Origin of the sequence: Chromobacterium subtsugae, assembly GCF_001676875.1 — a bacterium.
Lineage (GTDB): Bacteria > Pseudomonadota > Gammaproteobacteria > Burkholderiales > Chromobacteriaceae > Chromobacterium > Chromobacterium subtsugae.
Genome location: NZ_JYKA01000005.1, coordinates 261,805 through 278,264 on the forward strand (window position 1 = coordinate 261,805; position 16,460 = coordinate 278,264).

9 protein-coding genes and 2 tRNA genes are annotated in these 16,460 nt (G+C 64.5%); 2 read left to right on the top strand and 9 right to left on the bottom strand.

Translation table 11 applies throughout. From position 1 onward, the window contains the following. Window positions 1-97: 97 nt before the first annotated feature. The gene (locus MY55_RS08875; RefSeq protein ID WP_197465929.1) at window positions 98-862 is read right to left on the bottom strand and encodes a sulfite exporter TauE/SafE family protein; all 765 of its coding nucleotides are present in this window, start codon (window positions 860-862) and stop codon (window positions 98-100) included. A 90-nt stretch (window positions 863-952) separates the two neighbouring features. Here MY55_RS08875 and MY55_RS08880 point away from each other — a divergent pair, with 90 nt between their 5' ends. Beyond that, window positions 953-1,867 (top strand): LysR family transcriptional regulator, encoded by a 915-nt coding sequence (locus MY55_RS08880; RefSeq protein WP_065202272.1) that lies wholly within the window; start codon window positions 953-955, stop codon window positions 1,865-1,867. A gap of 51 nt (window positions 1,868-1,918) precedes the next feature. Here MY55_RS08880 and MY55_RS08885 read toward each other — a convergent pair whose 3' ends face one another. From MY55_RS08885 to tig, 8 genes are all read right to left on the bottom strand, one after another. Continuing rightward, complete coding sequence (locus MY55_RS08885) at window positions 1,919-3,760, bottom strand: SurA N-terminal domain-containing protein (RefSeq protein ID WP_065202273.1); 1,842 nt, start codon at window positions 3,758-3,760, stop codon at window positions 1,919-1,921. 72 nt (window positions 3,761-3,832) lie between these two features. Next, window positions 3,833-3,909, bottom strand: a tRNA-Asp gene (locus MY55_RS08890). A 6-nt stretch (window positions 3,910-3,915) separates the two neighbouring features. Next, window positions 3,916-3,991, bottom strand: a tRNA-Val gene (locus tag MY55_RS08895). Between the two features lie 51 nt (window positions 3,992-4,042). After that, on the bottom strand, window positions 4,043-4,312 hold the full coding sequence (locus MY55_RS08900) for an HU family DNA-binding protein (RefSeq protein WP_043572292.1): 270 nt from the start codon (window positions 4,310-4,312) through the stop codon (window positions 4,043-4,045). A 174-nt stretch (window positions 4,313-4,486) separates the two neighbouring features. Then, window positions 4,487-6,901: an endopeptidase La gene (gene lon, locus MY55_RS08905; protein WP_043572294.1), complete on the bottom strand. Its 2,415-nt coding sequence runs from the start codon at window positions 6,899-6,901 to the stop codon at window positions 4,487-4,489. A gap of 144 nt (window positions 6,902-7,045) precedes the next feature. Then, window positions 7,046-8,326 (bottom strand): ATP-dependent Clp protease ATP-binding subunit ClpX, encoded by a 1,281-nt coding sequence (gene clpX / locus MY55_RS08910; protein ID WP_043572296.1) that lies wholly within the window; start codon window positions 8,324-8,326, stop codon window positions 7,046-7,048. 16 nt (window positions 8,327-8,342) lie between these two features. Next, on the bottom strand, window positions 8,343-8,975 hold the full coding sequence (clpP, locus tag MY55_RS08915) for an ATP-dependent Clp endopeptidase proteolytic subunit ClpP (RefSeq protein WP_043572302.1): 633 nt from the start codon (window positions 8,973-8,975) through the stop codon (window positions 8,343-8,345). Between the two features lie 22 nt (window positions 8,976-8,997). Next, a complete protein-coding gene (gene tig / locus MY55_RS08920) occupies window positions 8,998-10,305 on the bottom strand; it encodes a trigger factor (RefSeq protein ID WP_065202274.1) in 1,308 nt (435 codons plus the stop codon). A 424-nt stretch (window positions 10,306-10,729) separates the two neighbouring features. Between tig and MY55_RS08925 the strand changes: the two genes are divergently transcribed. Beyond that, window positions 10,730-16,411: an alpha-2-macroglobulin family protein gene (locus tag MY55_RS08925; RefSeq protein WP_065202275.1), complete on the top strand. Its 5,682-nt coding sequence runs from the start codon at window positions 10,730-10,732 to the stop codon at window positions 16,409-16,411. The last annotated feature ends 49 nt before the right edge of the window (window positions 16,412-16,460 follow it).

The window sequence follows — 16,460 nt, forward strand, 5'->3', positions numbered from 1 at the left end:
AAAGGAACCGCCAAGTAGTCATTCTGCCTACATGATAAAGGAGCGGGACGCGCAGTTCAAAGCGCGTCCCGCTCCCGGCGGCCAGGCCGGCGCGCGATCAGCCGCGCAGAATGTCCCAACCCAGCTTGCAGATCAGCACGCTGGTCAGCATCAAGAACAAGATGCGGACGAAACCGGCGCCCTTTTTCATCGCCAAGCGCGTGCCCACCATCGCGCCGGCCATATTGGCCGCCGCCATCGGCAGCGCGTAGGCCAGCAGGATATGGCCGCCGATGGCGAAGGACAGCAGCGCCGCCACATTGGTGGTGAGATTGACGACCTTGGCCGCCGCCGAGGCGTGCAGGAAGTCGAAGGCGAAAAAGCGGATGAACAGGAACATCAGGAAACTGCCGGTGCCGGGGCCGAACAGGCCGTCGTAAAAACCGATGGCGCCGCCTATCGCCATGCCCATCAGCAACTCGCGCCGGCCTATCGCCACCGGCTTGTGCAGCTTGCCGAAATCTTTCTTCCACAGCGTGTACGCTGCCATGATCAGCAGCAGGGTCAGCACCAAGGGCCGGATCACGTCCTTGGGTATCAGCGCCACCACCTGGGCGCCGGCGAACGAAAACACGAAGGCCATCGCCGCGCAAGGCAGCACCAGTCGCCAAGGCAACCGCACCCGACGCAGATAGGAGCGCGCCGCCGACAAGGTTCCCACCGCCGACGCCAGCTTATTGGTGCCGAACAAGGTGGCCGGCGCCACATTCGGCAAGGCGCTGAACAGGCCCGGAATCTGGATCAAGCCCCCGCCGCCGACAGCGGCGTCGACCAGTCCGGCAAAAAAAGCGATCACGCACAAAAAACTCAAGCTCAACAACATTGGCATTCTCCTCCTTGCACGCATTCTAAGGCCTGGGCCAGATTCATGCTTGCAATGTAATATTGCAATAAACGCAATACTGGAGGCGCGATGAAGCCGCTATGGGGAGTCAGGATATTTTGCGCGGTGGTGGAGCGCCGAAGCTTCGTCGCCGCCGCGCGCCAGCTGGGCACCTCGCCCAGCAGCGCCACCCGCGCGCTGCAGGCGCTGGAAGAGGAAATGGGCGCGGCGCTGCTGGCCCGATCCAGCAAGCAGGTGGAGCTGACCATGGCCGGCGAGGCTTATTATCCTATCGCCCGGCAGATGCTGGACCTGCAGCAGCAGGCGGAAGAGGAACTCAATCAGCAAGTCGCCGCGCCGCGCGGCCTGCTGCGCTTCTCCGCGCCGGAAACGCTGGGGCGCGGCATCCTGCCGCGGGTGCTGGCCCGCCTCGCCGAGGAAAACCCGGACCTGCGCTTCGACGTGCTGTACAGCGACGCCACGCTGGAGCCGATTCGGGAAAAGCTGGATTTCGCCATCCGCGGCGCGTTTCCCGCCTCCAGCGAACTGATAGGCTATCCGCTATGGGACTACCGGCGCCATCTATATGCCAGCCCCGCCTACTTGGCGCGCCACGGCGCGCCGGCCAGCCCGCGCGAGCTGCCTGAGCACCGGGTGATCATCCACACCGCGCCGCGCGTGCTGAAAGCCTGGAACTTCGTCAGCGCGGGCAGCCAGATCAGCCTCAACCTCAGCGCCTGGCACCGCAGCAACTCCGGCAACGGCGTGCTGGAGGCGATTCGCGCCGGCATGGGCATCGGGAGGCTGGGAGACTGGTTGGCCGAGCCATTGGCGGCAAACGGCGAACTGGTCCGGCTATGTCCTGAGTTTCGCATCGTCTCCAGCCATGGCGACGATCCGCAAATGCACGCGGTGTTCCCCAGCCGCAACATTCCGCGCAAGGCTCGGGTGCTGCTGGATGCGCTGCGCCAAGAGGGGCGCGCCGCGGCGATACCCGCGCCATGAAAGCGAAAACCCCGCCGAGAGGCGGGGTTGGCGGAGCGAATGCGTCCGAGCTTACTGGCTATTGTCGTTCAGCGACTGCTTGCCGGCCGTCACCGGGTACTTCTGCCGCAGCGCCTGCAGATAGCTGCCCAATTGGTTATTGGCGGAGATCTCTCCCAGCACCCCGCCCAGCTGGGCGCGATCGGCTTCGCTGACAGCGGGAGCCGCAATCACCTTGTTCACGCGGTAAATCACATACTCGCCGGTATCGTGGCGCACGCCGGCGAACCCCGGCAGCTTGGCTGCGGCCACGCTGAACACCACGCGCGCATCGGCCATCGGCAGGCCGCCAGACGCGCGGCGCGATACCGTCTGCTCGGCGCCCCACTTCTGCGCGTCCACGCCCTTCCCAGCCTTCAGCTCGGCCAGCAATGCCTGGCCTTTCTTGTCGGCCAGCTTGGCGCCTTCGCGCTCAACCAGTTCGCGCCTGATGTCTTCGCGCACATCCGCGACCGGGCGCTGGCGCTCTGGCTGATGCTCGGCCACGCGCGCCACCACCAGACGGCCGCCGCCGACATCCACGACTTCGCTGTTGTGCTTTTTCTTCAGCACATCGTCGCTGAACACCGCCGCCAGCAACTTGTCGTTGCCCAGCAGCTCATCCTTGCCCGGCTGATTGCGCTGCAGCCAGTCGGAGTGTTTGACTTCCAGCTTCAGCGCATCGACCACGCCCTTCAGCGAGTCGGCCTGCTGGTAAGCGACTTCGTTCAGCTTGTCCGCTTGTTCGCGGAACAGGGCCGAAGCTTTCTGCTTCTGCAGTTTGTCGACGATGGCGGCCCTGGCCTCTTCCAGCCCCTGGGTCTTGATCGCATCCAGGCGAATGATGTGGAAGCCGTAGTCGGTTTCCACCAGGTCGCTGATCTGGCCAGGCTTCATCGAGAACACGGCGTCGTCGAACGGCTTGACCATCATGCCGCGCGCGTTGAGACCCAAATCGCCGCCCTTCTCCGCCGAGCCCGGATCCTGCGACTTGGCCTTGGCGATTTCGGCGAACTTGCCCGGATTGGCGCGCACTTCCTTCAGAATGGCCTCGGCCTCCGCCTTGATCTTGGCCTTCTGCTCAGGTTTTGCGCCCTTCGGCACCGTCAGCAGGATGTGCGAGGCGCGGCGCTGCTCGCTGGCGAGGTCCGACTTGTGCTGATCGAAATACTTCTGCACGTCGGCGTCGGACACCTTGACGCTTTGCGCCAGCGCGTCTTGCGACAGCACCACGTAATCCAGCTTGACGCTTTCCGGCGTGCGGAAGCGCTTGGCGTTGGCGTCGTAGTAGGCCTTGACCGCCGCGTCGTCGGTTTTCACTTCGGCGGCGAAATCGGACGGCTTCAGCGTCAGCGGCTGCAGCACGCGGCCTTCGCCCAGCAATGCCGCCATGCGGGTCACCACGGTGTTGGACACGAACTGGGTGCCGGCGACGGCTGTCAGCTGGTTCCTGATCAGCATGTCCTCGCTGATTTCGGCTTCGAAATCGGCGGCGGAGCGATAGCGGTTTTTCAGAAACTCCTCATAGCGCTGCGGGCTGAACTGGCCGTTGTCCTGAAACAGCGGAATGGAGGCGATGACTTTGCGCAGCTGGTCCGGGCTGATGGCGGCGCCATGATCGCGGGCGTCGGCCAGGACCAGCTTGTTGCGGATCATTTCCTCCAAAGCGGCCTGACGGGTGGCCGGATCGCTGGGCTTGCCCTCCAGCGCGCGATCAAGATCGCGCTTGGATATCTTGACGCTGCCCACCTTGACCAGATAGGGGTCTGCGGTGACGTCGCTGTAGCTGCTGACGCCGAAGCCGACGAAAGTCAGCGCGACAGCCCCCAGGATGACTTGAATGACGGTTTTGTTGTTCTGGACAAACTCGAACATGACGATTGGCTAAGGCCACCCCTGTAAAAAAAAGGTGAACGCGTTGAACCGGTTCACCTTCTCTCGTGTATTTGGCGGAGCGGACGGGGCTCGAACCCGCGACCCCCGGCGTGACAGGCCGGTATTCTGACCAACTGAACTACCGCTCCGGACCTTGGTGGGCGTTGACGGAGTCGAACCGCCGACATTCTGCTTGTAAGGCAGACGCTCTACCAACTGAGCTAAACGCCCGTCTGCCCCGCCGCGGAACCGGTCAGACCGGCCCTGCGGCAGGGGCGCCGATTATAGCGCGTCTTTCAGTGCCTTGCCAGCACGGAACTTCGGAGAACGTGCAGCCGGGATCTTGATGGTTTCGCCGGTCTTCGGATTGCGGCCGCTACGCTCTGCGCGCTCGCCCACATAGAAGGTGCCGAAACCCACCAGAGTCACGGTATCGCCTTTTTTCAGGGCGTCGGTAACGGCAGCAACCATGCCGTCCAGAGCTTTCGCGGCAGCGGCTTTGGAAATGTCGGCTTCTGCCGCGATGGCGTCAATCAGTTCAGACTTGTTCACGTAAGTCCCCTTTCGTCGTTCTTCGGTCTACGTAATTCGGATAAAAACGCTTGCTTTATAGCAAGGCGGAAATCCTTGTGTCAAGCGGCTTCCACGGGTGTTTTGCTAATTCGCAAGCACATTTGGAAGCCGCGAAACCACAAGATATTCACAGCTTCGGTAAGGCCATGATTCTTAATGCTTCAAAACCGACACTCCGCCGGAAGCATCTTGCGCAGGAGGAATGTCCGCGGACTGTTCTTCTTGCGACAATTCTTCCGGCTGACGCTCCAGCGCCAGCGCCAGCACCTCATCGATCCATTTCACTGGATGGATTTCAAGCTTCTGCTTGATGTTGGACGGGATCTCCGCCAGGTCTTTCTCATTGCCCCTGGGAATCAGCACGTGGCGAATGCCGCCGCGATGCGCCGCCAACAACTTTTCCTTCAAACCGCCGATCGGCAGCACTTCGCCGCGCAGCGTGATCTCGCCGGTCATCGCCACATCGGCGCGCACCGGAATGCCGGTCAGCACCGACACGATGGCCGTGGTCATCGCGATGCCCGCGCTCGGGCCATCCTTGGGCGTCGCGCCTTCCGGCACGTGGATGTGCATGTCGCTCTTCTCGTAGAAGTCCGGCTTGATGCCCAGGCTTCTGGCCCTGCTGCGCACCACGCTCATCGCCGCGGTGATGGATTCCTGCATCACTTCGCCCAACTGGCCGGTGCGGACGATATTGCCCTTGCCCGGCAGCGTGACCGCCTCAATGGTCAGCAGCTCGCCGCCCACTTCGGTCCAGGCCAGGCCCGTCACCTGGCCGACGCGGTTTTCCTCTTCGGCCAGGCCGTAGTCGAAGCGCCGCACGCCCAGATACTTGTCCAGATTCTTGGCCGACACCGTCACTTTGCCCGTCTTGCCCGGCTTGAGCAAGGCGCCGGTCACCACTTTGCGGCAGATCTTGGCCACTTCGCGGTCCAGGCTGCGCACGCCGGCCTCGCGGGTGTAGTAGCGGACGATGTCGCGGATGGCGGACTCCTGCACCGCCAGCTCGCCCTCGCGCACACCGTTGGCCTCCATCTGCTTCGGCAGCAAATACTTCAGCGCGATGTTGACCTTCTCGTCTTCTGTGTAGCCGGAAAGACGGATGATTTCCATCCGATCAAGCAAGGCCGGCGGAATATTCAGCGAATTGGCGGTGGCGACGAACATCACGTCGGACAGGTCGTACTCAACCTCGGCGTAATGGTCGATGAAGGCGTGGTTCTGCTCGGGATCCAACACCTCCAGCAGGGCGGACGACGGATCGCCGCGGAAGTCCGCGCCCATCTTGTCCACCTCGTCCAGCAGGAACAGCGGGTTCTTGACGCCGACCTTGGACATGTTCTGCAGCACCTTGCCCGGCATCGAGCCGATATAGGTGCGGCGATGGCCGCGGATTTCCGACTCGTCGCGCACGCCGCCCAGCGCCATGCGCACGAACTTGCGGTTGGTGGCGCGGGCCAGCGACTGGCCCAGCGAGGTCTTGCCGACGCCCGGAGGGCCTACCAGGCACAGGATGGGCGCCTTCAGGCGATCGACGCGCTGCTGCACCGCCAGGTACTCCAGAATCCGTTCCTTGACCTTCTCCAGGCCGAAGTGGTCCTCGTCTAGCACAGCCTCGGCCGCGGCCACGTCCTTGCTGATCTTGGTCTTCTTCTTCCACGGCAGGTCAAGCAGGGTGTCGATGTAGTTGCGCACCACGGTGGCTTCCGCCGACATCGGCGACATCATCTTCAGCTTCTTCAGCTCGGCCAGGGTCTTGTCGCGGCCTTCCTTGCTCATGCCGGCAGCCTTGATGCGGCGCTCCAGCTCGTCGAGGTCGCTGACCTCGTCCATCTCGCCCAGCTCTTTCTGGATGGCCTTGACCTGCTCGTTCAGGTAGTACTCGCGCTGGCTCTTTTCCATCTGGCGCTTGACGCGGCCGCGGATGCGCTTTTCCACCTGCAGGATGTCGATCTCGCCTTCCAGCTGCGACATCAGATGCTCCAGACGTGTCTGGACATCGAACATCTCCAGCACTTCCTGCTTTTGCTCCAGCTTCAGCGGCAGGTGGGCGATGATACTGTCGGCCATGCGGCCGGCGCGGTCGATGCCGGCCAGCGAGTTCAGCACTTCCGGCGGGATCTTTTTGTTCAGCTTGACGTACTGCTCGAACTGGGCGAGCAGCGCGCGGCGCATCGCCTCGGTCTCGTTGGACTCTTCCAGCTCGCTGGACAGCGGGCTGAATTCGGCGACGAAGCAGCCGTCCTCCTCGCCCACTTCCTTGATGGTGGCGCGCTGGCGCCCTTCCACCAGCACCTTGACGGTGCCGTCCGGCAGCTTGAGCATCTGCAGCACAGCGGCGATGGTGCCCACGCCGTACAGATCTTCGGCGGAGGGTTCGTCCTTGGAAGCCGAGCGCTGGGCTACCAGCAGGATCTGCTTGCCTTCGTCCATCGCCAGCTCCAGCGCACGGATCGACTTGGCCCGTCCGACGAACAGCGGGATGACCATGTGCGGGAAGACCACCACGTCGCGCAGCGGCAACAGCGGCAGCGTGGTCTCTTCTCTGATTTCTGCGGGTTGGGACATATCACCTAACCTTAGCTTTGGGGAAACAATGCATGGAAAATGGGGTGCAAGGCCAGAATATCAACACCCCATACTAAAACAGATTACATGGACGACAAATAAAAAACCGCCCTGCCGGGCGGTTCAGTCATTCAGGCCAGGCTATCAGGCGGATTGTGCCACACCGCCCTCTTCGCGATAGATGAAAAGCGGCTTGTCGCCCTTCTCGATCACCTTCTCGTCCACCACGACTTTTTCCACGTCCTGCATGGACGGCAGATCGTACATGGTGTCGAGCAGCGCGCGCTCCAGGATGGAGCGCAGGCCGCGGGCGCCGGTCTTGCGGATCAGCGCCTGCTTGGCGATGACGCGCAGCGCCGACGGACGCACCTCCAGTTCCACCGACTCCATCGAGAACAGGCGCTGGTACTGCTTGATCAGCGCGTTCTTCGGCTGGGTGAGGATGGTGACCAGCGCCTCTTCGTCCAGTTCCTCCAGCGTGGCGACCACCGGCAGGCGGCCGATCAGCTCGGGAATCAGGCCGAAGCGGATGATGTCCTGCGGTTCGACATCCTTGAACAGCGTACTCAGGCTCTTGCCGTCGTCCTTGGAGGACACTTCGGCGCCGAAGCCGATGCCGCCCTTCTCGGAGCGTTGGCGAATGATCTTCTCCAGGCCGTCGAAAGCGCCGCCGCACACAAACAGGATATTGGTGGTATCCACCTGGATGAATTCCTGGTTCGGATGCTTGCGGCCGCCCTGCGGCGGCACCGATGCCACCGTGCCCTCGATCAGCTTCAGCAGCGCCTGCTGCACGCCCTCGCCCGATACGTCGCGGGTGATGGACGGGTTTTCCGACTTGCGCGAGATCTTGTCGATCTCATCGATGTAGACAATGCCGCGCTGGGCCTTTTCCACATCGTAGTCGCACTTCTGCAGCAGCTTCTGGATGATGTGCTCGACATCCTCGCCGACATACCCCGCCTCAGTCAGCGTGGTGGCGTCGGCGATGACGAAGGGCACGTCCAAGAGGCGCGCCAGCGACTGCGCCAGCAGGGTCTTGCCGGAGCCGGTGGGGCCGATCAGGAGAATATTGCTCTTGGCCAGCTCCACGTCGTCCTTGCCGCTCTTCTGGTACAGACGCTTGTAGTGGTTGTACACCGCAACCGACAGGGTTTTCTTGGCGAAATCCTGGCCGATGATGTACTGGTCCAGATCCGCGCGAATTTCCTGCGGCGTCGGCAGCGGGCGGTCGGCGGACGCGCCGCCCACCACTTCGCTGCTGCTACCCTTCTCCAGCTCTTCGCGGATGATGTCGTTGCACAGCTCGACGCATTCATTGCAAATGAATACCTGCGGGCCGGCGATCAGCCGCTGCACTTCGTGCTGGCTCTTTCCGCAGAAAGAGCAATAGAGAAGTTTCTCGTTGCTGTTTTTGTCAGCCATTAGCCAATTCCACTACTTACGCCGTGACATCCTTGCGGGAAGACAGCACTTTATCGATCAGGCCGTAGACACGGGCCTCTTCCGCCGACATGAAGTTATCACGCTCGGTATCCGCCTCCAGCTGCTCCATGGTCTTGCCGGAGTGCTTGGCCATCAGCTCGTTCATCTTGGCTTTCACCTTGACGAGTTCGCGGGCGTGGATTTCGATGTCGGTCACCTGGCCGGACAGGCCGCCGCCGTACAGCAGCGGCTGGTGAATCATCACCCGGCTGTTCTCCAGCGCGAAACGCTTGCCCTCGGCGCCTGCCGACAGCAGGAAGGCGCCCATGCTGGCCGCTTGGCCAATGCACAGGGTGGAAACGTCCGGCTTGATGAAGTTCATCGTATCGTAGATCGACATGCCGGCGGTGATGGAGCCGCCCGGCGAGTTGATGTAGAAATGGATGTCCTTGTCCGGATTTTCCGACTCCAGGAACAGCATCTGCGCGACAACCAGGTTGGCCGATTCGTCCGAGACGGGGCCGACCAGGAAGACGATGCGCTCCTTCAGCAGACGCGAATAGATGTCATAGGCGCGCTCGCCGCGACCGCTCTGCTCCACCACCATGGGCACCAGGCCCAACCCTTGCGGTTCCATCATCGATTTCATCGGCCACTCCTAGAGGTTGTTATCAGGCTTGGCTGCCCATCAGTTCGTCGAAGGACAGCGCCTTCTCTACTACATTGGCCTGAGACAGCACAAATTCAACCACGTTGTCTTCCAGCACCATCGAGGTCGGGCCTTCCAGGCGGTCGGCGCTCTCGTAGTACCAGGCCAGCACGTCTTCCGGCTCTTCGTAGCTGTCGGCGAATTCGACGATCATCGAGCGAACCTGTTCCGGCTTGGCTTCCAGCTTGTTGGCTTCCACCACTTCGGACAGGATCAGGCCCAGCTTGACGCGGCGTTCCGCTTGGGCGGTGAACAGCTCCGGCGGGAACGGCATGTCTTTGACGTTCATGCCGCGTTGCTGCATGTCGCGACGGGCCTGCTCGACCAGACGGCCGATTTCCAGGCCGACCAGCGCCTTCGGCAGTTCGATTTCGGTCACGTCGATCAGCGCCTGCATCACGTTTTCCTTGGTGCGGGCCTGCAGGCGGCGCTTCACTTCGCGCTCGACGTTCTTGCGGATTTCGCCGCGCATTTTTTCCACGTCGCCTTCGGCGATGCCCAGCATCTTGGCGAACTCTTCGTTCACTTCCGGCAGGATGGCTTCGGCCACGTTCTTCACCAGGATTTCGAACACGGCGGTTTTGCCGGCCACGTCCTTGCCGTGGTAATCAGCCGGGAAGCTCACTTCCACGCTCTTGATGTCGCCTTCTTTGGCGCCGACGATGCCGGCTTCGAATTCGGCCAGCATCTGGCCTTGGCCCAGCACGAAGGGGAAGTTCTCGGAGGAGCCGCCTTCGAAGGCCACGCCGTCGATGGCGCCCTTGAAGTCGATGATCACGCGGTCGCCGACGGCGGCTTCGCGCTCAACGCGGTTGTAGCGGGTGCGCTGCTTGCGCAGGATGTCGATGGTCTTCTCGATTTCGGCGTCGCCCACGGTGACGGCCGGCTTCTCGATTTCCTTGCCCGCCAGCTCGCCAACCTTCACTTCCGGGTACACTTCGAAAGTGGCGGCGAACTTGAAGTTTTCCTTGTCGTCGCCAGCGGCAACCGGCTCGAAGCGCGGGTAGCCGGCAACGCGCAGCTTCTGCTCGGTCACGGCCTTGTAGAAGCCTTGCTGAACCTGTTCACCCATAACTTCTTCACGCACCTGGGCGCCGTAGTTCATCTCCACGATCTTCAGCGGCGCCTTGCCCGGGCGGAAACCTTGAATCTTGGCGCTGCGGGCCACGCGCTTCAGGCGCTCGGTGATTTGCGAATCAATGGCGGCCATCGGCAGGGCGATGTCCATGCGGCGTTCAAGATTGCTCAGTGTTTCCAGCTGTACTTGCATGTTAAATCCTTCGAAGTGTGACAGGTTGTAGTCATCTGGGACGGTACGACGCCGGACGGCGCGCTCCCGCGGGCGGGAAAGCTGCCGCTCAGGCGCTGCGCGGAGTTACACCGCGCACCCAACGAAACGCACAGTATATCACGCACCTCGCGCTTGTCTGCCCCCGCGCGGGCCGCCCGACCCGCCAGCGGCGGGCGCCGCCAGCCCGCCCGGACCGGCCTTGGCGCCCAGGCGCCGCGCCGGCCTTTCGCTTGCCGTTTGATATTGCTGGACAATTTCGCCGCGCCGCTCCCGGCCCGGCCAGCCATCTGCTATGATTCCGCATCATGCGAATTGCCAGCCAAGACAAGAAAAATATCCGTTCAGAATGACACGCCCGACAGCCGACTCCCGCCCGAAACCCGATCCGCACCATGGTGACGCCATGAAAACACCGCTGCGCCCAGGCCTGATCGCCGCCTGGCTGCTCCTGCCCGGCCTTTGCGCCGCCGCCGGAGTCACCACCTTCAGCCCGCAAGGCGAAGTGAAGGAAGTCACCCAGGTACGCGCCACCTTCAACAGCAGCATGATCGCGCTGGGCAACAGCGCTGCGCCGGCGCCGTTCGCCTGGAGCTGCGGCTTGAAGGGCAAGGGCCACTGGGTGGACGACAAGACCTGGACGCTGGACGTGCGCGAAACGCCGCCGGCCAATACTGATTGCCGCTTCACCCCCAAGCCTGGCCTGAAGGACCTGCAGGGCAACGCCGTAGCATCGGGCCAAAGCTACCGCTTCTACACCGGCCAGCCCATCATCGCCGCAAGCTGGCCTTCGGATGGCCGCATCGAAGAAGACCAGGCCTTCGTGCTGCGCTTCAACGCCAGCGGCGTCAAGCCCGCGGCGCTGTATTGCCAGTCGTCCAGCCTGCCCGAGCGCATTCCGGTGCGAACGCTGGCCGCGGCCGACCGCGCCGCGCTGCTCAAACACCTGAAACTGGAAAAACAGGCCGCCAACGTGCTGACCGTGCGCTGCGACCAGCGCCTGGCGCCGGACAGCAAGCTGACGCTGGTGCACCTGCGCGGCGCCAGCGCGCCGGACAAGCAGCAATACCAGGTGCGGCCGGCCTTTGCCGCCAGCATGAGCTGCCAGCGCGAAAACGCCAAAGGCGCCTGCATTCCGTTCAAGCCGATCACGCTGAATTTCAGCTCGCCGGTGCCGGCCAAGCTGGCCCAGGCGATCCGGCTGTCCGGCGGCGGCGCCGAGCGCGCGCCGCAAGCGGAGCAGCGCAACAAGGGCGAGCCGGTGGACAACGTCAGCTTCGCACCGCCCTTCCCGCCGCTGGCAACCCTGACCCTCGCGCTGCCCAAGGACTTCCGCGACGAAGTGGGCCGGCAGCCGGTCAACGCCGGCCGCTTCCCGCTGTCGATCAAACTGGCCGACTACCCGCCGCTGGCCAAGTTCGCGGCCGCGCCGTTCGGCATCATCGAATCCGGCGCCGACGCCGCCCTGCCCATCACGCTGCGCAGCGTGGAGGGCGACCTCAACATCAAGTCGGTGCAACTGGGCGGGCAGGCGCTGCGCCTCAGCCGCGACGCCGACATGATGGCCTGGCTGGCCAAGGTGGAACGCTACCATGAGAGCAATCTGCCGGCCGGCAAGGACAAGACGGTGGAAAGCCGGCGCGTGTCGCTGCTGAACAAGAACCGCGACGCCGTGCCGCTCAAGCTGCCGGCCAAGCCCGACGGCAACGGCAAGTGGCCGTTCGAGGTGGTGGGCATCCCGCTGCCCAAGCCGGGCCTCTACGTGGTGGAGGTGTCGTCCCGGCTGCTGGGCAAATCGCTGCTGGCCGCCAACAAGCCGATGTACGTGCGCACCGCCGCGCTGGTCACCAACCTGGCGGTGCATCTGAAAAAATCCGGCGAAAACGCCGCGGTCTGGGTCACCACGCTGGACAAGGGCAAGCCGGTGCCCAATGCCCGCATCAACATCTACGACTGCAAGGGCAACGCGCTATGGAGCGGCACAACAAACGCCCAGGGCAGCGCGCTGGCCAAGAGCGCGCTGCCGGCCGGCGATTGCTCCGACGAAGAACTGTCCGGCCTGTTCGTCACCGCCCGCGCCAAGGACGCGCAGGGCAACGAAGACGTGTCCTTCGTCCGCTCCAGCTGGAACCGCGGCATAGAGTCCTGGCGCTTCCCCTTCCCGACCCAGGGCGGCGACGGCCCGGCCATCATCGCCCACAGCATCCTGGACCGCGCGCTGTTCCGCGCCGGCGAAACGGTGTCGATGAAGCACCTGCTGCGGGTGCAGGCCGGCAAGGGCCTGGCGCAGCTGAAACCCGGCCAGCTGCCGCAGCAGCTGCGCATCGTCCACGACGGCAGCGGCGACGAAGTCAGCCTGCCGCTGACCTGGCGCAAGGGCCGCTACGCCGAAAGCAGCTACGCGCTGCCCAAGGAGGCCAAGCTGGGCGAATACACGCTGTATCTGGAACGCAAGGGCACTCGCGGCCCGGCCGACCAAGGCAAGCCGTCCAGCCCGGAGCTGGACGGCTACTCGCTGCAAAGCGGCAGCTTCCGGGTGGAGGAATTCCGCCTGCCGGCGATGACCGGCCGCATCGCCACCGCCAAGAACGCCGGCATCGCCCCGGCGCAGGTGCCGCTCAATGTTTCGCTGTCCTGGGGCAACGGCGGACCGGCCAAAGGCTGGCCGGTGGAAGTCAGCGCCATGCTGGCCGACGGCTACCAGCGGCTGAAAGCCTACGACGACTTCAGCTTCTCGCCGCCGCAGCGCAGCCGCGAAAACAGCGAGGCCTCGCTGGACGGCAAGGTGGTGCTGGACAAAGCCGCCATCCAGCTGGACGGCAACGGCAACGGCAAGGCCATCGTCGACAAGCTGCCCAAGCTGGACCGCCGCTACGACCTGGTGACCGAAGCCGCCTACCGCGATCCCAACGGCGAAACCCAGACCCTCACCCGCCGCATCGCGCTGTGGCCGTCCGCCGTGCAGGTGGGCATCAGCGTGGACAGCTGGATCACCGCCGGCCGCGCCTTGCAGATGAAAGCCGTGGCGCTGGACACCGCCGGCAAGCCGCTGGCGGGCAAGGACATCAAGGTCACCCTGCGCGAGCATCGCTACCTGTCCAGCCGCAAACGGCTGGTGGGCGGCTTTTACGCCTGGGACCACAACGAGGAAACCGACGACAAGGGCAAGGTGTGCAGCGGCACCACCGACGGCCGCGGCCTGATCTACTGCGAGCTGAGTCTGAAAGACGCCGGCGACATGGAGCTGATCGCCGAAGCCAAAGATGAGCAAGGCAACGTCGCCCGCAGCTCGCAATCGGTATGGGTCAGCCAGCACGACGAGCTGTGGTTCGATGTCGACAACAACGACCGCATCGACGTGCTGCCGGAAAAAACCAGCTACGCGCCTGGGGAAACCGCCCGCTTCCAGGTGCGCATGCCCTTCCGCAAAGCCACCGCCTGGGTGGCGATAGAACGCGAAGGCATCCTGGAAACCCGCGTGGTGGAACTGGAAGGCAAGAACCCGTCGATCGAACTGAAGATCGCGCCGGACTGGACGCCGAATGTCTATGTTTCGGTGCTGGCCGTGCGCGGCCGCATCCGCGACGTGCCCTGGTATTCCTTCTTCACCTGGGGCTGGAAGAGCCCGTCGGAATGGTGGGACGCCTACTGGAACGAAGGCGGCGACTACGCGCCGCCGACCGCGATGGTGGACCTGTCGCGCCCGGCGTTCAAATACGGCATCGCCGAAATCCAGGTCGGCGACGCCGCCAAGCGCCTGAGCGTGGAAGTGACGCCGGCCAAAAAAACTTATGGCATCCGCGAAACCGCCGACGTCGCCATCAAGGTGAAGCTGCCCAACGGCAAGCCGGCGCCGGCCGGCACCGAAGTGGCTTTCGCCGCGGTGGACGAGGCGCTGCTGGAGCTGCAGCCCAATCACAGCTGGGAGCTGATGCAGGCGATGTACCAGCGGCACAGCTACGGCGTGGAAACCGCCACCGCCCAGCTGGAAGTCGTGGGCAAGCGCCACTACGGCCGCAAATCGCTGCCGCCGGGCGGCGGCGGCGGCAAGGCGCCGACCCGCGAGCTGCTGGATACCCTGCTTACCTGGCAGCCCCGGGTGACGCTGGACGCCAACGGCAGCGCCCGCGTCAAGGTGCCGATCAACGACGCCCTCACCCGCTTCCGCTTGGTGGCGGTGGCCGATCTCGGCAATGACCAGTTCGGCACCGGCGAAGCCGGCTTCAATGTGACGCAAGACCTGCAGCTGACGTCCGGCATCCCGCCGCTGGCGCGCGAAGGCGACCAGTTCCAGGCCGGCGTCACCGTGCGCAACGGCGGCGACAAGACGCTGAACATCAAGGTGCAAGCCGGCGCGCCGGGCCTGCCGGCGCTGCCCGCGCGCCAGCTCGCGCTGCCGGTGGGCGAATCGCGGCTGGTGAGCTGGCCGGTGACCGTGCCCAGCGACATCAAGGAGCTGAAGTGGACGTTCAGCGCCCAGCAAGTGGACGGCAAGGCCGCCGACAAGCTGGCGATCAGCCAGCGGATCGACCCGGCGGTGCCGGTGACGGTGGAACAGGCCACGCTGCAACGGGTATCGCCTGAGCTGTCCATCCCGGTGGCGCTGCCGCCGGGCGCGCTGCCTGGCCGCGGCGGCATCCGCGTCAGCCTGCAGGCCAAGCTCGGCAACAGCCTGCCCGGCGTGCGCCGCTGGTTCGAGGACTACCCCTACGCCTGCCTGGAGCAGCGCAGCTCGATCGCGCTCGGCCTGTCCGACCGCAAGCGCTGGGATCAGCTGATGAGCGAGCTGCCGCTGTATCTGGACGGCAACGGCCTCGCCGCCTACTTCCCGCTGGGCGAAGGCGCGCCGGACCGCGGCAGCGACGTGCTGACCAGCTATCTGCTGGCCGTCGCCGGCGAAGCCGGCATGGAAATCCCGGAAAGTCCGCGCGGCAAGATGCTGGACGGCCTGTCCGCCTTCGTCGAGGGCCGCCTCAAACGCGATCTGCCTATCAACCGCCAGGACGCCGACGCGCGCCGCCTGGCCGCGATGGACGCGCTGTCGCGCTACGGCCGCTTCCGCCCGGCCATGCTGGACGTGCTGGACCTCAATCCGCAGAAGATGAGCACTTCGATGCTGGCGGACTGGCTGTCGCTGCTGAACCGCGCGGCCGACATCCCGCAACGCGCCGCCCGCATCAGCGAAGCGTCCAACCTGCTGCGCGCCCGCCTGACCTACCAGGGCACCCGGATGGGTTTCAGCACCGAGTCCGGCGACAACGCCTGGTGGCTGATGGGCAACGGCGACGTCAACGCCGCCAAGCTGCTGCTGGCCGTCCGCAAGCTGCCCGACTGGCAGGCCGACATGCCGCGCCTGCTGACCGGCCTGCTCGCCCGCCAGCAACGCGGCCACTGGGACACCACCACCGCCAATATGTGGGGCTCGCTGGCGGTGGCGCAGTTCTCCCGGCAGTTTGAGAACGCGCCGGTGAGCGGCCAGACCCGCGCGCTGCTCGGCAAATCCAGCCTCAGCCTCGCCTGGCCGCAGGAAGGCGTCAAACAGCTGGGCCTGCTGCCGTGGCCGGCTGGCGGGGCCAGCCTGCAGCTCAAGCACGCCGGCTCCGGCGCGCCGTGGGCCACCATCCAGGCGGAAGCCGCCATCCCGCTGAAAACCGCGCGCTACGCCGGCTACAGCATCAAGAAGACGCTGACGCCGGTCAGCCAGAAGGTGGGCGGCCAGTACCAGCCCGGCGACGTGGTCAAGGTGACGCTGGAAATCCGCGCGCAGAACGACATGAGCTGGGTGGTGGTGGACGACCCGATCCCGGCCGGCGCGGCGATTCAGGGCAGCGGCCTGGGCCGCGACTCCGCCATCGACGCCAAGTCCGGCAACGGCGGCGACTACGCCGACTACATCGAGCGCCGCTTCGCCGGCTACCGCGCCTACTACAGCTACGTGCCACGCGGCGAGTTCAAGGTGGAATACACGATGCGTTTGAACAATCCCGGCGCCTTCAAGCTGCCACCCACCCGGGTGGAGGCGATGTACGCGCCGGAGGTGTTCGGCATGGCGCCGAACGGGGTGTTCCGGGTGATGGACGGACAATGACGCGAACGGTCCCTCTTCGCAATCGAAGAGGGGCCTGTTTCATTATGAC